Origin of the sequence: Lacrimispora sp., assembly GCF_047605665.1 — a bacterium.
Taxonomy (GTDB): Bacteria; Bacillota; Clostridia; order Lachnospirales; family Lachnospiraceae; genus Lacrimispora.
Genome location: NZ_JASGFH010000002.1, coordinates 1 through 17,720 on the forward strand (window position 1 = coordinate 1; position 17,720 = coordinate 17,720).

The 17,720-nt window shown below is 46.0% G+C and carries 17 protein-coding genes and 3 tRNA genes; 19 read left to right on the forward strand and 1 reads right to left on the reverse strand.

The genetic code is table 11. From position 1 onward, the window contains the following. Positions 1–137 precede the first annotated feature (137 nt). The 19 genes from QM657_RS01385 to QM657_RS01475 all read left to right on the forward strand — a co-directional run bounded on the left by QM657_RS01385 (position 138) and on the right by QM657_RS01475 (position 16,508). Positions 138–210 (forward strand) — tRNA-Gly (locus tag QM657_RS01385). Between the two features lie 433 nt (positions 211–643). Beyond that, the gene (locus tag QM657_RS01390; protein WP_415064967.1) at positions 644–1,240 is read left to right on the forward strand and encodes an AAA family ATPase; all 597 of its coding nucleotides are present in this window, start codon (positions 644–646) and stop codon (positions 1,238–1,240) included. A 176-nt stretch (positions 1,241–1,416) separates the two neighbouring features. After that, positions 1,417–2,025 (forward strand): L,D-transpeptidase family protein, encoded by a 609-nt coding sequence (locus QM657_RS01395; RefSeq protein WP_415064740.1) that lies wholly within the window; start codon positions 1,417–1,419, stop codon positions 2,023–2,025. Between the two features lie 133 nt (positions 2,026–2,158). After that, positions 2,159–3,334 carry an aminotransferase class I/II-fold pyridoxal phosphate-dependent enzyme gene (locus QM657_RS01400; RefSeq protein ID WP_415064741.1) on the forward strand — a complete coding sequence of 392 codons (1,176 nt, stop codon included), beginning with the start codon at positions 2,159–2,161 and terminating at the stop codon, positions 3,332–3,334. Further along, a complete protein-coding gene (locus tag QM657_RS01405) occupies positions 3,331–3,798 on the forward strand; it encodes a VanZ family protein (protein WP_415064742.1) in 468 nt (155 codons plus the stop codon). Before QM657_RS01400 ends, QM657_RS01405 begins: the two co-directional genes overlap by 4 nt. A 1-nt stretch (position 3,799) precedes the next feature. Further along, positions 3,800–4,540: a tRNA pseudouridine(38-40) synthase TruA gene (gene truA / locus QM657_RS01410; protein WP_415064743.1), complete on the forward strand. Its 741-nt coding sequence runs from the start codon at positions 3,800–3,802 to the stop codon at positions 4,538–4,540. Between the two features lie 32 nt (positions 4,541–4,572). Further along, a complete protein-coding gene (locus QM657_RS01415; RefSeq protein ID WP_415064744.1) occupies positions 4,573–5,751 on the forward strand; it encodes a cation diffusion facilitator family transporter in 1,179 nt (392 codons plus the stop codon). 76 nt (positions 5,752–5,827) lie between these two features. Further along, positions 5,828–6,406 carry an RNA polymerase sigma factor gene (locus QM657_RS01420; RefSeq protein WP_415064745.1) on the forward strand — a complete coding sequence of 193 codons (579 nt, stop codon included), beginning with the start codon at positions 5,828–5,830 and terminating at the stop codon, positions 6,404–6,406. Between the two features lie 8 nt (positions 6,407–6,414). Next, entirely contained in the window at positions 6,415–7,875 is a 1,461-nt protein-coding gene (locus tag QM657_RS01425) for a hypothetical protein (protein ID WP_415064746.1), read from the forward strand. Positions 7,876–7,974: 99 nt separating this feature from the next. Beyond that, a tRNA-Gln gene (locus tag QM657_RS01430) sits at positions 7,975–8,046 on the forward strand. A gap of 115 nt (positions 8,047–8,161) precedes the next feature. After that, positions 8,162–8,233: transfer RNA gene (locus tag QM657_RS01435), tRNA-Gln, on the forward strand. Between the two features lie 143 nt (positions 8,234–8,376). Then, entirely contained in the window at positions 8,377–9,102 is a 726-nt protein-coding gene (locus QM657_RS01440) for an acyl-[acyl-carrier-protein] thioesterase (RefSeq protein WP_415064747.1), read from the forward strand. Between the two features lies 1 nt (position 9,103). Continuing rightward, the gene (locus QM657_RS01445) at positions 9,104–9,943 is read left to right on the forward strand and encodes a S1 RNA-binding domain-containing protein (protein ID WP_415064748.1); all 840 of its coding nucleotides are present in this window, start codon (positions 9,104–9,106) and stop codon (positions 9,941–9,943) included. A gap of 28 nt (positions 9,944–9,971) precedes the next feature. Continuing rightward, on the forward strand, positions 9,972–10,556 hold the full coding sequence (locus QM657_RS01450; protein ID WP_415064749.1) for a class I SAM-dependent methyltransferase: 585 nt from the start codon (positions 9,972–9,974) through the stop codon (positions 10,554–10,556). A 322-nt stretch (positions 10,557–10,878) separates the two neighbouring features. Further along, positions 10,879–11,991: an ABC transporter ATP-binding protein gene (locus QM657_RS01455; protein WP_415064750.1), complete on the forward strand. Its 1,113-nt coding sequence runs from the start codon at positions 10,879–10,881 to the stop codon at positions 11,989–11,991. A 193-nt stretch (positions 11,992–12,184) separates the two neighbouring features. Next, positions 12,185–13,273, forward strand: coding sequence for a PucR family transcriptional regulator (locus tag QM657_RS01460; RefSeq protein WP_333650281.1), 1,089 nt, complete (start codon positions 12,185–12,187; stop codon positions 13,271–13,273). A 212-nt stretch (positions 13,274–13,485) separates the two neighbouring features. Continuing rightward, complete coding sequence (ftsE, locus tag QM657_RS01465) at positions 13,486–14,172, forward strand: cell division ATP-binding protein FtsE (RefSeq protein ID WP_415064751.1); 687 nt, start codon at positions 13,486–13,488, stop codon at positions 14,170–14,172. Next, positions 14,162–15,070: a permease-like cell division protein FtsX gene (gene ftsX, locus QM657_RS01470; RefSeq protein ID WP_415064752.1), complete on the forward strand. Its 909-nt coding sequence runs from the start codon at positions 14,162–14,164 to the stop codon at positions 15,068–15,070. The genes ftsE and ftsX overlap by 11 nt, the downstream gene beginning before the upstream one ends. 133 nt (positions 15,071–15,203) lie before the next feature. Next, complete coding sequence (locus tag QM657_RS01475) at positions 15,204–16,508, forward strand: S41 family peptidase (protein WP_415064753.1); 1,305 nt, start codon at positions 15,204–15,206, stop codon at positions 16,506–16,508. Positions 16,509–16,579: 71 nt separating this feature from the next. Here QM657_RS01475 and QM657_RS01480 read toward each other — a convergent pair whose 3' ends face one another. Beyond that, positions 16,580–17,602 carry a threonine aldolase family protein gene (locus QM657_RS01480; protein WP_415064754.1) on the reverse strand — a complete coding sequence of 341 codons (1,023 nt, stop codon included), beginning with the start codon at positions 17,600–17,602 and terminating at the stop codon, positions 16,580–16,582. Positions 17,603–17,720: the final 118 nt, after the last annotated feature.

Below are 17,720 nucleotides of genomic sequence, written 5' to 3' on the forward strand. Positions count from 1 at the left end.
CTGACTGTCACTAATAGGTCGAGGGCTTAACCAGGTTGGTTTAGGTAAGAGGAAATAAGAACGGATGAATAGATATATAACAATGTGTGGTTTTGAGGGTATATGCCTCAGAAGAGAAAACGAAGAAAACAAAGTAAGCGCGAGTGGCTCAGTTGGTGGAGTACGACCTTGCCAAGGTCGGGGTCGCGGGTTCGAGTCCCGTCTCGCGCTTTTTTTAATTGCAGCGGAAACCTGGATTTATCAGGGGTTTGGCTGTTTTTTTGTGTTATAAAAATACCTTTTTGGCTGTATTGAGTTGTAGACAGGGTGGACAGTTTCATTTAAACGGATAAAAGACTGGAAGTCTGCGACATCAGCGGGTGGAGTCGGTAGAAAACCAGAATTTCTCCATTTTAACATTTTAACAAAAGTGTTTTCACAAGAACAGAATAGGGCAAATCACGCTGCATTTTGCAAGACAAAGGATGAAATACCGGGAAATATGGTATACAGGAGTTGAAGAATGTGGTAGAATGCAGATATATCAAGACAAATGGAACCCTGTAATAATCATGAACGCAGCTTGTGGACGGGCTTTGTCTGACCGTAAGGACTTTGGTTTGGCAGAACCGTTTAGGCAGCAGAAGATAAGGAGGAGTACATGTTGGAAAAGGTGATTACAATCAGCCGTGAGTTTGGCAGCGGCGGGCGTGAATTAGGTATGAAATTGGCGGAAAAGCTGGGAATTCCGTTTTATGATAAGGAACTGATTTCCCTGTCAGCAGAGGAAAGCGATTTGTCAGAGGAAGCATTTCTTCACTACGATGAGCATATTCCCACTTTGCAGGAATCTTTGAAGCAGCATGTTTATTCGCCGTTTTCTTCTCTTTATGAGGTGTCTGTATCAGACCAGATTTTCCTGGCTCAAAGCCGTGTCATCCGGAAACTGGCGGAGCAGGGGCCCTGTATTATTGTGGGACGGTGTGCGGACCGGGTTCTTGAAAACAGCTTGAACCTGTTTGTATATGCGAAGATGGAGAACCGTTTAAAGAGAATGAATTCTTTGTCCACGGGAGTTGCCCCTGAATTAATGGAAAGTAAAATCAGGGAAGTGGATAAAAAGAGAAAAGATTACTACCAGTATTACACGGGAAATGAATGGGGAAAAGCGCAGAATTACCATTTGTGCCTGGAAAGCGGTGTGGCAGGGATTGACGGCTGCTTAAGCGCTGTCATGGCCTATCTGGAGTTTGTGCATTAAATAAAAATGTGATTTGGATTGTATTAAGGAATTTCCGGAAAATGTAAGAATAATGTAAATCCTAACCCAATAAATGGATGGTATAATATGGTTTATGAGAAATCATTTTTAGGTTTCTGATACTGGGTATGAAAATTTGTTTTCGTAATATGACAAATAAGGGGGTTTTTAAGATTGTGAAATTGATAGGAAAAAAATATAAACGCCTGCTTGCCTGGGTATTTGCAGTGGTATTGTCTTTATTTGCCAGTTTGCCGGGCTATGGGGAAACCGTATCCGGGCCGGGAGCAAATCTTGGAGCAGGGGGCGCGCCATCCACAAACGGAGTGACCATATATGTGAGTAAGAGGACCAAGGTTTTGACATTAAAGCAAAACGGTGCATTGATTGCCCAATATCCCGTTGCATTAGGGGCTTCGTCTGAAGATGGAAACAAAAAGGTAGAGGGGGATATGAGGACGCCCAGCGGCCAGTTCTACGTTTGCACGAGAAATGATAAAAGCGTGGCTTATTTATCCTTAGGTCTTTCCTATCCCGGAATCAAGGATGCGGAAAGAGGTTTTGCAGACGGCATTATTACGCAAGAGGAGCGGGACGAAATCGTAAAAGCGAACCTGGAAGGCAGCCAGCCGCCCTGGGACACCGCTCTTGGCGGGGCTATTATGATTCACGGAGAGAGAATTCCCGATGGAACGACCAGCGGATGTGTTGCAGTTGATAATGCTGTAATGGATGTTTTGTGGAGCTACTGCAATCTAGGTGTGCCGGTTACCATAGGACCATAAGAAAAAATTCCCCCAATATACGGTTTTAAGCCGTTTTTGGGGAATTTTTTATGGCTGTCCTTGTATTATAACAGCCATTGTACTATAATGATTAGAACTATGATAAAATAAAGACACAGAGGAGAAGCGGTCCATGCAGTTTGCTGAAAGAATGAATCGTTTTGGAGAGGGAATCTTTTCAAAGCTGTTGGAAATGAAAAGACAGAAAGAAGAAAAGGGAGAACCGGTCATTGATCTGGGTGTAGGCGCTCCTAATATTCCTCCGGCAAAGCACATTACAGAGGCTTTGTGTCAGGCGGCGGCAGACCCGAAAAATTACATTTATGCCATCAACGACCAGAGGGAGCTTCTTGAAGCAGTGGCCCAGTGGTATGACAGAAGGTATGGCGTGACCTTGGACCCTGCAACGGAAATCTGTTCTTTATTAGGTTCCCAGGAAGGGTTGGCTCATATCGCTTTGTCCATTGTGGATGAAGGCGATGTGGTTCTGGTTCCGGACCCCTGTTATCCGGTATTTGCAGACGGCCCTCTTTTGGCGGGAGCAAATCTCTTTTACATGTCTCAGAAAAAGGAAAATGGTTATATTATAGATTTTAATGATATTCCTGAAGATATTGCAAAAAAAGCGAAATTTCTGATTGTTTCTTATCCCAATAACCCTACGACTGCCTTGGCGACTGATTCTTTTTATGAGAAGCTGATTGAATTTGCCGTAAAATATAATATTATCGTTCTTCACGACAATGCATACAGTGAGCTGGTGTTTGACGGCAGGGAATGCGGAAGCTTTCTTAAGTTTCCGGGGGCGAGAGAAGTGGGAGTGGAGTTTAATTCCCTTTCCAAGACTTACGGACTGGCAGGAGCCAGAATCGGCTTCTGCCTTGGAAATAAAGAAGTGGTCAGCCGGATGAAGACTCTGAAATCCAATATGGACTATGGCATGTTCCTGCCTCTCCAGAAGGCGGCCATTGCGGCCATCGGAGGGGATCAATCCTGTGTGACAGAGACGAGAAGAGCCTATGAAAGAAGACGGGATGCCCTTTGTGATGGGATGTCCCAAGTGGGCTGGAAAATGGAAAAGCCGGAAGCTACCATGTTTGTATGGGCTGAAATACCGGAAGGGTTTGCCAGTTGTGCCTCTTTTGCAGTGGAGCTGCTGGAAAAATCCGGTGTTCTGGTGACGCCGGGAAGCGCCTTTGGTCCGTCAGGAGAAGGATATGTGAGACTGGCTCTGGTTCAGGATGAGGATGTGCTGGCACAGGCAGCCAAAATGGTGGAGAAAAGCGGGATTTTGAGGAACCGGTCATGAAAAAAGGATATATCTGGACCGCGGTTACCGTGTTTTATGTGCTGTTTATATTTTCCCATTCCATGAAGCCGGCGGATATTTCGTCAGAGGACAGTGGAAGGGTGTTGGAGCTGATTCAGAAAGCTTTTAAATCATGGGAAATAAATGCCCCGTGGGTGACGGAGCATGTGATACGAAAGGCAGCTCATTTTTCAGAGTATGCTTTATTGGGAGTTCTGCTGTGGAACTGCCTGCCGGCCTGCGGATTTGATCCTCAGGTGCGTTGGCTGATCCATGTGACGGCAGGGTGCGTGGTCCCTCTTTTGGATGAAACAATACAGTTGTTTGTTCCGGGAAGGTCCGGACAGGTTGGAGATATATGGATTGACTGTTTTGGAGTGGCTTTTGGAACATTGCTTGGAGCCGCAGGGCTGATGGTGAGAAAGCGCGCCATGGATGGCAGGATAAAAAGAAGGGCGAAATAATATGATGAAAAATTACCGGATGGTATTGGAATATGATGGAAGCAGGTACGATGGCTGGCAGAAGCAGGGAAACAGCTCTCAGACCATACAGGGGAAAATAGAGAGCGTTTTGGAACGGATGGCAGGTGTGCCTGTGGAGGTTCACGGTTCCGGGCGGACGGATGCCGGTGTTCATGCATTGGCTCAGACAGCCAACTTTCACGCTGATGTGAACATGTCGGAGGCAGAAATAAAGGAGTATTTAAATAAGTATCTTCCGGAGGATATCGGGGTAAAATCAGTGGAACAGGCTTCTGACCGGTTTCACAGCAGGCTCAATGGAACGGAAAAGACGTATTTGTACCGGATCGAAACCGGCGAGAGGAAGCAGGTATTTGAAAGAAAATACATTTACGGCCTTTCTCAGCCTCTCAATGTAAAGGAAATGGAGCGGGCGGCTTCTTTTCTGACAGGAGAGAAGGATTTTAAGAGCTTTTGTTCCAACAAGAAGATGAAGAAGTCTTCGGTGAGAATTTTAAAGAGCATTGAATTTGAGCAGGAAGGAAGCAGGCTTTTCATCCGGTATACGGGAAATGGATTTTTATATAATATGGTAAGAATTCTTACGGGAACCCTGATTGAAGTGGGATTGGGACAGCGAAGAGCAGAGGAGATGAAGGAGATTCTGGAGGCAAAGGAGAGAAGTGCGGCAGGTTTTACGGCACCTCCGGAAGGGCTTTTTCTGGAAAAAGTATTTTATTAGAATAAATCAGGAGGCAGCGGGAAAGGAGCGGCATGACGGAATTTTTGGTGAGAAGGTTTGTCAGGGATTATGATAATACGGATGATGCACAGGTGAGGACAAGGTACGGGCTGATGGCCAGCACTGTGGGGATATGCTGTAATATTATTCTGTTCTGCGCCAAGATTCTTGTGGGACTGATGGTCAACAGCATTTCTGTCATGGCGGATGGATTCAACAACCTTTCTGATGCTGCATCCTCTATTATCGGGTTTGTGGGAGTGAAGATGGCCGGGAAACCGGCTGATGAGGAGCACCCCTTCGGACATGGAAGATTGGAATATATTGCCGCATTTATTGTGGCCTTTCTGGTCATTGAGGTTGGTTTTTCTCTCTTTAAAACTTCTTTGGGAAAAATTTTTCATCCTGAGGAAATGGTATTTAAAGGGATTTCTGTATTTATTTTACTCCTTTCCGTCTGTATCAAGCTGTGGCTGGCAGCTTTTAACCGCAAGCTGGGAAAACGGATTCAGTCTGCGGTCATGAAGGCCACGGCAGCGGACTCCTTAGGAGATGTGGCGGCTACCACGGCAGCCATGGTCTCTCTTTTGGTCTACGGGATATGGGGGCTGAATATTGACGGGATTGTGGGAATTATGGTTTCCCTGGTGGTTATGTGGGCAGGCGTGAGCATTGCAAAGGATACTCTGGCTCCCCTCATCGGTGAACCCATTGACCCCAGGCTGTACGGGGAAATTACCGGTTTTGTGGAAAGCTATGAGGGAATCATAGGAAGCCATGACCTGATCGTCCATAATTACGGCCCTTCCAGAAGTATGGCTTCCATCCATGCGGAGGTTCCCAATGATGTAAATGTGGATGATTCCCATGAAGTCATTGACAGGATTGAACGGGAAGCATTGAAAAAATTTGGCATATTTCTGGTGATTCACATGGACCCTGTGGAGACGAATAATTCCAGAGTGATGGAGTTCGGATGCATGGTGGAAAATGTGTTAAAGGAAGTGGACGCCAGAGTCTCATTTCACGATTTTCGCATGGTGGAGGGAAGGAGCCGGATCAACCTGATTTTTGATCTGGTGTTCCCCAGGGAGTATGATACAGAGAAGCGGGAATGGTTAAAGGAAGAGATTGAGAGAAGGATCACGGAGGCGGATAAGCGGTGCTGTCTGGTCATTACAGCCGAAAGCGGCTTTGGAGTGGAAAAATAAGGAAATAAAAAATTTCCATATTATGCAATAAGAAGACAGCATTCCGCATTAACTTAGTAGAAAGGAAATCTGATCCATGTTGTTTATGGGATTGATGAGCCTTGGCGGGCCTGAGGATTACGGCCGTTTGAGCGATGAAGCACTGCTTATAAAGGTTGCTGGCGGAGATCAGGAAGCCTTTCGGCAGTTATATCAGAATACAGACCGGACAATATATAGCTTTATTCTGTCCATTGTAAAGAACCCCCAGGATGCGGAGGAGATCATGCAGGAAGTCTATTTAAAGATATGGACTTCCGCAGCAGGCTACAAGTCCCAGGGGAAGCCTTTGGCGTGGATGTTTACCATTGCACGGAATCTTTGCTATATGAAATTTCGGGAACAAAAACATGATTCGGATATCACCTTGGAAGATTTAACTGGAATGGAAACGGGAGAAGTCTGCCCGGATATCGAAATGGCTGCGGATAAGATGGTGCTTCTTGCCGCCCTTCAGATTCTTAAGGAGGAGGAGAGGGAAATCGTCCTGCTTCACACCTCTGGAGGGTTAAAGCACAGGGAAATTGCCGCCAGCCTTAAGATACCGCTGGCTACGGCTCTTTCCAGATATAACCGGGCTATGAAAAAACTGGAAAATTATTTGAGAGAGGAGTAGGCTTTGTTATGGCAAAATTAGATCGCAGACAATTGAATAGACAACAGCTTGAAGCCTGCATAAGGTCTGCGGTATGCGAGTTGACTCCTGACGTTCTGGACCGGATTGATTTAAACACGCCCCAGGAAAAGGAAGCAGCAGCCCGGCCTGTCCGAACCCCCCAGGGGGGCCTCTCTTTGCCCGCAGGGCAAATTCACCTTAATGTAAGGCGGAAGGTGACAGGCATTTTAGCTGCCGCATGTCTTTCCATGATCGCCCTGGCAGGGGGAACGTACACCTACCAGAATGGAAAGGTGGATTCTGTAATCGGAATCGATGTGAATCCCAGTGTGGAGCTGTCTGTAAATAAGAGGAACAAGGTTCTGGAAGCAGAGGCCCTCAATGACGACGGGATAGCTATTATGGAAGATATGGACTTAAAGGGCGTGGACTTAAATGTTGCGGTCAATGCAGTCATTGGCTCCATGGTCACCCAGGGATACTTAAATGATCTGGACAATGCCATTTTGGTCACAGTGTCCAACGACAGCATCAAAAAGGCCCAGGGCCTGCGCTATGCGGTGGTAAAGGACATACAGGCCACATTGGAGGAAAAGCAGTTAAAGGCAGTGGTCTATGACCAGCAGGTCATTGAAGAGGATGAAGTAAAACAGCTTGCTGATGAATATAAGATTTCTTATGGAAAGGCTTATTTCTTAAAGGAGCTGATCAGTCAGAACTCTTCCCTGACTCTGGAAGATATGAAGGAACTGGCTCCCTTGACCATGGAAGAGATTGCCAGAGTCATAACAGAGCGTTCCTATGCGGTGGGAGATAAAACCGGTGTTCAGGAGCCTGAGACGCTGCCGCCCACAACGCAGGCGCAGACCAGCCCGGAGACCAGCCCTCCTTCCACAGAGGCATCGGTGCCTGAGACGCTTCCGGCTGCTACAGAGAGCCAGACAGCGGCCCAGACTTCCCAGCCACAGACCCAGCCGTCCACTTTAGCACCTTCCCAGACCCCGGAGGAGACTTCCTCAGGGCAGGAGGTGGTATCCTCAGAGGTCATAAAGATCGACTATGTGGACTATGAAAATGAGCTGGTTATGGTTTATTTCAAAACAAAAGTCAAATGGAAAAACCCCACTGTTTCCGTAAAGGACGGTGATGGAAATACTTATTCCGCAAAAATGGGAGACACTTCTTCCGACTATTGCGAGATTCATGTAACAGGACTTCAGGGAGCAACGGAGTATACCTTTATTTTAGGAGGCATTTCGCCTAAGATCGGAAGGCAGACAACGGTAAAGGGAGTATTTGAGACTCCTGTCATCGGAGACGGAATGCCGGATTCGGGGACAGAAGAGGAAACAGAGGAGACATCGGATACAGAACCGGCCTCCACCACTGCCACAGCACCGTCTGAAAGCAAAGAAAAAGAGACGAAAAAAGAAGAGACAACTCATACAGGAGAAGAGCCTTCCCGTTAGAAGGCTCTTTTTCTCCGTAAAGGCAGAAAAATAGTGAAATATGTAAAAAAGTGCTTGACCGGGGAGAAGTGCTATAGTATAATATATTCGTTGCGTCAATGGGCTATCGCCAAACGGTAAGGCAACGGACTCTGACTCCGTCATCTCAAGGTTCGAATCCTTGTAGCCCAGCTAAAAAGTTTTGGTTTTCCGGGAAGGAAAACGGAAACTTTTTTCATTTCCAGGCACTGGAAAAAGTGCTTGACAATTGTGAAAGCGTCATATATAATTAATCTCGTTGTAGTGATGGGCTATCGCCAAACGGTAAGGCAACGGACTCTGACTCCGTCATCTCAAGGTTCGAATCCTTGTAGCCCAGGTTGAAAGCGGAACCTTTGGTGGTTCCGTTTTTTGTGCGAAAAAATACGTATCAGGCCGGTTTTAGGGGGATTTCTCCGGTTTGTCTGGACAAGAACAGGAAAATGTTTTATAATGTTATTTAATTTTGATGAGAGGTGAGGCATGTATACGTTTGACAGCAGGGTCCGGTACAGTGAGATCGATGAATATGGAAAGCTGACCTTAACAGGTATCATGAATTACCTTCAGGATTGTTCTACCTTTCAGTCTGAGGATGTGGGACTGGGAATATCTTATTTAAAGAACCGCAATGAAGCCTGGTGGCTTTCTTCCTGGCAGATTGCCGTAAACCGTTATCCGGTTTACGGGGAAGAGATTGTGATCGGCACCTGGCCCTATGATTTTAAGGGATTTTACGGCTACCGCAACTTTACCATACAGAGTAAGACCGGAGAATATTTGATCAAGGCTGATTCGGTGTGGTTTTTGTTTGATACGGAAAAGGGGCGCCCCATTAAGGTCCGTCTTGAGGATATCCGCGGATACGGGGCCGGAAGCGAGGAACGGCTGGATATGAATTACGCTCCCCGCAGGATTGAAGTGCCGACGGATTACCAGGAGGCAGAGCCGGTCATTATTGGAAACCATCATATTGATACCAACCATCATGTCAACAACTCCAAATACGTGGAAATAGCCAGAGAGGTGCTTCCCGGTGAGATGGAGGTGGCTGAGCTGAGAGTTGAATATAAGAAGGCAGCAGTTTTTGGTGATATTGTTTATCCCCGCGTAAGCCGGACAGAAGAAGGATACATAGTTTCCTTGTGTGACGATCAGGAAAAGGCTTATGCAGTCGTTTGGCTGGGGGGAACAGCAGAGAGGATGTAAGATGATAGAATTAGGAAAGATGCAGACCCTGCTTGTGCAGAGGGTCAAGGAGTTCGGCGTGTATATAGGCGAGGAAGCAGGCAGTGAAGTGTCTGTGCTTCTGCCGAAGAAGCAGGTGCCGGAGGGCGCTAAGCCCGGAGATGAGGTCACTGTATTTATCTACAGGGATTCTGAGGACCGGCTGATTGCGACTTCAGCAGCCCCCTTGCTTCAGGTGGGGGAAATCGCTGTGCTGAACGTAAAGGATGTGGGAAAAATCGGCGCATTCCTGGATATGGGACTGGAAAAAGACCTTCTGCTTCCTTTTAAAGAGCAGACCCACAAGGTACGGACCGGAGAAAAGGTATTGGTCGCTCTTTACGTGGATAAGAGCCAGCGCCTGGCGGCAACCATGAAAATCTATTCCTATTTAAGTGACCAGACGCCTTATAAAAAGGATGACCAGGTGAGCGGAATCATTTATGAGCTCAACGATACTCTGGGAGCCTTTGTGGCGGTGGACAATAAATATTACGGATTGATTCCGAAAAAAGAGGTGTTTGAAGATTACCGGGAAGGCGATGAGATCACAGCCAGAGTCACCAAGGTGAGGGAAGACGGAAAGCTGGACTTAAGCCCAAGGCAGAAGGCCTACATTCAGATGGATGCGGATTCAGCCCAGGTCTTAGAGGTGATGGAAACCCAGTTTGACGGCATTTTGCCATTTACGGACAAGGCGGACCCGGAGATCATCAAACGGGAATTTGCCATGAGCAAGAACGCATTTAAGCGGGCAGTGGGACACCTTTTAAAAGAAGGAAAAATCAAAATAACAGAAAACAAAATCGAAAAGATCAAATAGCGGGTAAGCGGATAACAGGAGGATTGTTTTGGACTCGATAGACTATTATAATAAGTATGCGGCAAAGGAATTTGAAGAAACAGTGAATCAGGATATGTCGGCCATCATGAAGGAATTTTTAAGCCTTCTGGAGGAAGGGGATACGATTCTGGATTTAGGCTGCGGATCTGGCAGGGACAGTTTGTCCTTTTATGATCAGGGATATGATGTGACGCCCCTTGATGCATCGGAGGAGATGTGCAAGCTGGCGGAAATCCATACCGGCTTAGATGTGCTGCAGATGACATTTGAAGAAATGGATTTTGACAAAGTCTTTGATGGAATCTGGGCCTGTGCTTCACTGCTTCACACTCCGAAGAAGGAACTGTCTGACATTCTTAAAAAGATAGCAAGGGCCTTAAATGACAAGGGAATTCTTTACATGTCTTATAAGCTGGGAGATTTTGAGGGATTTCGGGGGAAACGGTATTTCTGTGATTTTACAGCGGATTCCATTTCAGAAATTTTAAGGGACAGCGGACGTTTTGAAATCGTAAAGCTTTGGGAGACAGAGGATGTTCGTTCTGGTCATTCTGACGTTAAGTGGCTGAACGTTTTAGCGAGGAAAATATAAAATAGCACGAAAATATACAAGGCAGCCCGGAGGATTTCCGGACTGCCTTGTGGTTTATCACTAAAAAAGCGAGGAAACATCAGTGTCTTATCGAATATAGACAGAAATATCTGAGCCCTTCTCGTGATATTTTGGCGTTTCAGTCATTTTTTAAATTGGTTATACAAATTAGCCAAAAGGCCCAAAAGGATTTTGGTAATTAGCAATATGGTAAAAGAAAAATAATTCATGTATGATGATTTCAGAAACAGGACACCCCGGTGAATCAGCCGGAAGGACCGATGAAAGAACACACATTTAATTTTTAGGAGGATTAGTAAAGATGGCTAGTTTATCGCTGAAAAACATCGTTAAGAAATACCCCAACGGATTTGAAGCAGTTAAGGATTTCAATCTGGAGATTGCTGATAAAGAGTTCGTTATCTTCGTAGGACCATCCGGATGTGGTAAATCAACTACTCTTCGAATGATCGCAGGCCTGGAGGATATCTCTTCCGGTGAACTTTATATTGATGGAAAGTTAGTAAACGATGTGGAGCCAAAGGACAGAGATATCGCAATGGTATTCCAGAACTACGCTCTGTATCCACATATGACAGTATTTGATAACATGGCATTTGGTCTGAAGCTGAGAAAGACTCCAAAGGAAGAGATTGACAAGCTGGTTCACGAAGCAGCCAGAATTCTTGACCTTGAGCACTTATTAGACCGTAAGCCAAAGGCTTTGTCAGGCGGACAGAGACAGCGTGTTGCTATGGGACGTGCTATCGTGCGTGATCCTAAGGTGTTCTTAATGGATGAGCCTTTATCCAACTTAGATGCCAAGCTGAGAGGACAGATGCGTATTGAGATTTCCAAACTGCATCAGAGACTTCAGGCAACCATTATCTATGTAACCCATGATCAGACAGAGGCTATGACCCTTGGTACCAGAATCGTAGTTATGAAGGACGGTGTCATTCAGCAGGTGGATTCTCCTCAGAACTTATATGATAAGCCAGGCAACAAGTTCGTTGCAGGATTTATCGGAGCGCCTCAGATGAACTTAATTGATGCTGCAGTTGCTAAGAACGGAAGCGACGTTACCTTGACCTTCGGCGGCAACACCATCGCTCTTCCGGAAGAAAAAGCGAAGAAGCTGGAAAGCTCCGGATACGTTGGAAAGACCGTTGTTTTAGGAATCCGTCCGGAAGATTTACACGATGAGGAAGCTTTCCTTGAGTCTTCCCCTGCAAGCGTGATCAGCGCTACCATCAGAGTTTACGAGCTTTTGGGTGCAGAGGTTTACTTATACTTTGATGTAGAGGATACAAACTTTACAGCAAGAGTAAATCCGCGTACAACTGCAAGACCTGGCGATACCATTAAGCTGGCTCTTGACTTAAGCAAGGTTCATGTGTTTGATAAAGACACAGAGCAGGTGGTCTTAAACTAAATTTTATGAAAATTTAAGCAGGCGGGTATGATACCCGCTTGCTTTTTTTTAATTTTTGCTTTAATATATTATACAAAGAAGTTCGATTCGCCCATTGGCTCATCGAACGGCTGGTTTTTTGTGACAATTTCCATTATTTTGAGGATTACAGAAAATTATGCCAAGGTAAATTTACGATAAAGGAGAATATGCCATGATTTCGAATCAGATACTTCAGACTACCATCGAAGGATTGAAAGGAATTACAAGAATTGATCTTTGCATTTGCGATACAGAAGGGAAGGTTTTGGCAACCACGTTTTCTGATGCAGAAGATTATGAAAGTTCAATCCTGGCGTTTGTGGATTCTCCGGCCGACAGCCAGGTGATCCAGGGATACCAGTTTTTTAAGGTGTTCGATGAACACCAGTTGGAATACATCCTTCTTGCAAAGGGAGGAAGCGATGATGTTTATATGGTAGGCAAACTGGCCGCTTTCCAGATACAGAGCCTGTTAGTTGCATATAAAGAGAGATTTGACAAAGATAACTTCATTAAGAACCTGCTGCTTGATAATCTGCTTTTGGTGGATATTTACAACAGGGCCAAGAAGCTTCATATTGAGACCAATGTCAAGAGAGTGGTATTCATCATTGAAACCCAGCATGAAAAGGATGTCAATGCGCTGGAGACAGTACGCAACTTATTTGCTGCTAAAACCAAGGACTTCGTCACTGCCGTGGATGAGAAGAACATCATCCTGGTAAAGGAAGTGAGAGAGGGAGAGACCTACGACGATCTGGAGAAGACCGCCAATACGATCTTAGACATGCTCAATACAGAAGCCATGACTCAGGTCCATGTGGCTTTCGGAACCATTGTCAGCGAAATCAAAGAGGTCTCCAGATCTTACAAGGAAGCCAAGATGGCTATGGATGTAGGAAAGATCTTCTACACCGGAAAAAATGTGGTTGCTTACAGCAAGCTGGGAATCGGACGTCTGATTTATCAGCTCCCATTGCCTTTATGCCGCATGTTCATCAAGGAAATTTTCGATGGAAAATCACCGGATGATTTCGACGAGGAGACTTTGACCACGATCAACAAGTTTTTCGAAAACAGCTTAAACGTGTCCGAGACTTCCAGACAGCTTTACATCCACAGAAATACCCTTGTATACCGCCTGGACAAGCTCCAGAAGAGCACAGGATTGGATCTGCGGGTATTTGAGGATGCCATTACCTTTAAAATTGCCCTTATGGTAGTAAAATACATGAAATATATGGAGAACCAGGACTATTGACGAAGCAATGAGCAGTGTGAATATTAACCAATGAGCAGTGCGAAAAAAGGCAGTAATACAGCCGCGTTGTGCTTGCACAAAAGCGGCTGTATGGCTGACTTTTTTCATAGGGCGAAGCCCGTAACCGAGATGAAGCGAAGCGGAATCGAGGTGCACTGCGGACGGCGTGCTTGTACAAAAGCTCGTTTTACACCCAACACTAGAGGACCAACATGATTGAATTTTGGAATGTAAGCAAAACATATGAAGCCGGAAACAAAGCCCTGCGCAACATCAGCATGACCATTCAGGACGGTGAATTCGTATTCATCATCGGCCGAAGCGGTTCAGGCAAATCCACGCTCTTAAAAATGCTGTTAAAAGAAGTAGAGCCAACCTCCGGAAAAATCGTAGTAAATGATATGAATCTCGGCAAGATGCCAAGAAAATTTATTCCTAAATACCGCCGGAAGCTTGGAATGGTTTTCCAGGACTTCCGTCTTTTAAAGGACAGAAATGTCTATGAAAACGTAGCCTTTGCCCAAAGGGTCATAGGCGCCTCCACAAAGAGCATCAAAGAATCAGTTCCTGCCATGCTGAAGATGGTAGGGCTTTCTTCAAAATACAAATTTTTCCCCCAGCAGCTTTCCGGAGGGGAACAGCAGAGAGTTGCTATTGCAAGAGCTTTAATCAACCGTCCTGAAATCCTTTTGGCCGATGAGCCCACGGGAAACTTAGACGGTCAGAACTCCATGGAGATCATGAAGCTTTTAAATGAGATCAATAAGCTTGGAACAACAGTGATTGTAGTCACCCACAGCCAGGAAATTGTGGACAGGATGAAGAAGCGGGTTATTGTGATGGACCGTGGAACCATCGTAAGCGACGAACAAAAAGGTGGTTATACATATGAGAATTAGTACGTTTTGGTATTGTCTGAAGCAAGGTGTCAATAATATATGCAGGAACATTCTTTTTTCCCTGGCCTCCATTGCTACAGTTGCAGCCTGCATCTTTTTGTTCTGCCTGTTTTTTTCCATTGTAGTCAATGTGCAGTATGTGATTAAAAATACAGAGAGCACCGTTGGAATCACGGTATTTTTCGAGGAAGGACTGGACCCGAACACAGTCACGGAAATCGGCAACAAGATCAGGGCCAGAGAAGAAGTGAAGGAAGTGAAGTTCACCTCGGCTGAGGATGCCTGGGAAGAGGCGAAGCAGGAATACTTCGGCGATATGCAGGAGCTTGCAGAAGGATTTGAAGAGGACAACCCTCTTGCCAATTCCTCCTCTTATACAGTATTTTTAAAAGATTTAGTAGAGCAGGATCAACTGGTCCAGTGGATAGAGAGCCTGGAAGGGGTCAGAAAAATCAATTATTCCAGGACGGCAGCAGAAGGAATGAACAGCTTAAACAAGGTGATCGGAATTCTTTCCATGCTGATCATCGGCGTCCTGCTGGCAGTGGCTATTTTCCTGATCAGCAACACCATATCCGTGGCTGCGGCCTTTCGGAAAAATGAAAATCAGATTATGAAGCTGATTGGAGCCACGAACTATATGATCCGGGCGCCTTTTGTGGTGGAAGGAGTTGTTATCGGCCTGGTGGGAGCTGCGATCCCTCTGGCTGCCATTTACTTCCTGTACCGCTCTTCCGTTGAGTATATTGTGACCCGTTTCAGCATTTTATCGGGACTTTTTCAGTTCCTTCCGGTAGAGGCCATCTATCCCTATATGGCGGCAACTGCCATGTCTCTTGGCGTTGGAATCGGCTTTTTTGTGAGCTTTTTTACAATCCGGAAGCATTTAAAGGTGTAAAAGGCTGTATCAGACATTTGGAAGCAGCCGTAAAAACGTATAATACGGCTGGTATGGGGAATATTAATGATATAGGTTTCTGTCTATCCGGTGAAATACGTCAGCCCATGAAGAGACAGATAGGAGAGTAACAGTGGAAAATAAAAATAAATTTTGGAAGGGTGCCCTGGTCGGGGCGCTTTTAACCACTTTGGCAGGTCTTGTTATTGTGGGCATGTCTTTGGGGATTTTTTTGATTGGAAGAGCTGCTATGGATGGAGGCGGTCAGACCGCTGAATCCGGACGGGCGCAGAATCAGGAAGGAAGCCTGGACTTAAAGCGGATTTCTGAAAAAATCCAGACCATTCAGGGAGTGATCGATAAGTATTTTCTCTTTGATGAGGATAAGACAAAGGTAGAGGACTGGATATACAAGGGAATGCTTTACGGACTGGAAGACCCTTATACGGTTTACTACAATGCAGAGGAATATAATAAGCTGATGGAAGACACTTCCGGGGAATACTGCGGAATCGGCGTCATGGTCAGCCAGAGCGCGGAAACCGGCGTCATTACGGTCACCAAGGTCTTTGAAGGCACCCCTGGTGCGGAAGCGGGAATGCTTCCCGGAGACATCATTTATAAGGTGGGCGACGAGGAAGTGACCGGCATGGATTTGGAACTGGTGGTAAAGGACCATATCAAGGGAGAAGAAGGTACTACAGTCATAGTCACGGTTCTGCGTCAGGAGACGGGAGAATATGTGGATATGAAAATGCAGCGCCGTCAGATCACGGTTCCCACGGTAGAGCATAAGATGCTGGAAAATAAGGTAGGATACATTTCCGTCAGCCAGTTTGATACGGTTACAGCAGGCCAGTTTAAAGAGGCCATAGCGGATTTGGAAAAACAGGGCATGGAGAAGATGATCGTGGATTTGAGAAACAACCCAGGCGGAGTTGTGGATGCGGTCGTTTCCATGGTGGATTATATCCTTCCCGATGATTTGATCATTGAAGGTGATCCAGACCTTGTGAGAACAAAGAAAGATAAGACCCTTTTGCTTTATATGGCGGATAAGAACGGAGAAGGGGAGCAGTATTACTCTTCCGACGGACATAAGGTGGATGTGCCCATGGCAGTTTTGGTCAACGGACAGTCGGCCAGCGCATCAGAAGTCTTTTCCGGCGCATTAAAAGCCTATGACAAGGCGGAGCTGGTGGGAACGAAGACCTTTGGAAAGGGAATTGTTCAGACCTTATTCCCTCTGGATCAGGGAACGGCCATTAAGATGACGGTAGCTCATTACTACACGCCAAGCGGTTTGGACCTTCATGGAAAGGGCCTGGAGCCGGATGTGGAAGTGGAGCTTAATGAGGAATTGAAAACAAAGATCAAAATTGAGCCTGAGGAAGACAATCAGCTTCAGGAAGCGATAAAAGCATTGAATGAAAGCTAGTGGATAGAAAAAAGCCCTCTGGGCCGGTGGCAGCCGGCAGCCAGAGGGCTTTTCCTGTTTCATAAGTTTTATCAGCATGCTTCCAGGTCTTTGAGAAACTGGCGGCAGGCATCTTCCCTGGTGGCCCAGGAGGTGACGAGGCGGATTGCAGTGTGGCTGTCGTCAATCCGTTCCTGTACAGAGAACAGATAGTTTTCCTCCAGCTTTGCGATAACCCGGTCAGGGAATATGGGGAAAAGCTGGTTGGTGGAAGAATCGGAGTAAAAGGAGTAACCGCATGCCTGAATTCCCTTTCTGAGAATGGAAGCCATTTCATTGGAATGGGAGGCCATGTCATAGAAGAGATTGTTCTGGAACAATTCTTCAAACTGGATTCCTAACAGCCAGCCTTTTGCCAGCATGGCTCCTCTCTGCTTGATCATAAAACGGAAGTCAGGCTTTAAATCCGGGTGGGAGATGATCAGGGCTTCTCCGAAGAGCGCGCCGCTTTTCGTGCCTCCGATGTAGAATACGTCTGTCAGCCGGGCAATATCCTCCAGGGTCAAGTCATTGGCGGAGCTTGTGAGGGCAGAGGCCATGCGGGCTCCATCCATAAACAGGTATAAGTCTTTTTGACGGCAGATATGGTGAATGGCTTCCAGCTCTGCTTTTGTATACTGGGTTCCGATTTCTGTGGAATTGGAGATATAGACCATTTTAGGCTGAACCATGTGTTCGTCGGTGTGATGATCCAGTGCTTTCTGAATGAGGGCAGGAGTCAGCTTTCCATCCTGGCTTGTCATGGCCAGAACCTTGTGCCCTGCAGCTTCGATGGCACCTGTTTCATGAACGTTGATATGTCCCTTGTCCGTGGAAATGACTGCCTGCCAGGGGCGGAGGGCAACTCCTATGGTGATGGCATTTGTCTGGGTGCCGCCTACGAGGAAATGGATGTCCACATCTTCCCGGCGGATTTCATCCATAATGAGTTTTTTTGCATGATCGCTGTGAATGTCCAGGCCGTATCCGGTATTTTGTGTTAAGTTGGCATTCATCATGGCTTCCAGAATCTTTGGATGAGCGCCTTCGCTGTAATCGTTGTTAAAGCTGTACATTGTAATTCCTCCTGCTGTTTAAGTGTATAAAACGTATGATATAACAAATGGAGGGGAATTACAATATATTTGTAAAAAAGGGGTGAGGAATTGTGATGGAAATAGAACGTATGTTCAT

Bases quoted from the DNA above. Each gene is read 5' to 3' on its own strand.
- QM657_RS01480 (WP_415064754.1), bottom strand. From the start codon at position 17,602: ATGTACAGCTTTAACAACGATTACAGCGAAGGCGCTCATCCAAAGATT.
- QM657_RS01445 (WP_415064748.1), top strand. From the start codon at position 9,104: ATGATAGAATTAGGAAAGATGCAGACCCTGCTTGTGCAGAGGGTCAAG.
- QM657_RS01405 (WP_415064742.1), top strand. From the start codon at position 3,331: ATGAAAAAAGGATATATCTGGACCGCGGTTACCGTGTTTTATGTGCTG.
- QM657_RS01400 (WP_415064741.1), top strand. From the start codon at position 2,159: ATGCAGTTTGCTGAAAGAATGAATCGTTTTGGAGAGGGAATCTTTTCA.
- QM657_RS01460 (WP_333650281.1), top strand. From the start codon at position 12,185: ATGATTTCGAATCAGATACTTCAGACTACCATCGAAGGATTGAAAGGA.
- truA (WP_415064743.1), top strand. From the start codon at position 3,800: ATGATGAAAAATTACCGGATGGTATTGGAATATGATGGAAGCAGGTAC.
- QM657_RS01440 (WP_415064747.1), top strand. From the start codon at position 8,377: ATGTATACGTTTGACAGCAGGGTCCGGTACAGTGAGATCGATGAATAT.
- QM657_RS01425 (WP_415064746.1), top strand. From the start codon at position 6,415: ATGGCAAAATTAGATCGCAGACAATTGAATAGACAACAGCTTGAAGCC.
- ftsE (WP_415064751.1), top strand. From the start codon at position 13,486: ATGATTGAATTTTGGAATGTAAGCAAAACATATGAAGCCGGAAACAAA.
- QM657_RS01420 (WP_415064745.1), top strand. From the start codon at position 5,828: ATGTTGTTTATGGGATTGATGAGCCTTGGCGGGCCTGAGGATTACGGC.
- QM657_RS01455 (WP_415064750.1), top strand. From the start codon at position 10,879: ATGGCTAGTTTATCGCTGAAAAACATCGTTAAGAAATACCCCAACGGA.
- QM657_RS01415 (WP_415064744.1), top strand. From the start codon at position 4,573: ATGACGGAATTTTTGGTGAGAAGGTTTGTCAGGGATTATGATAATACG.
- ftsX (WP_415064752.1), top strand. From the start codon at position 14,162: ATGAGAATTAGTACGTTTTGGTATTGTCTGAAGCAAGGTGTCAATAAT.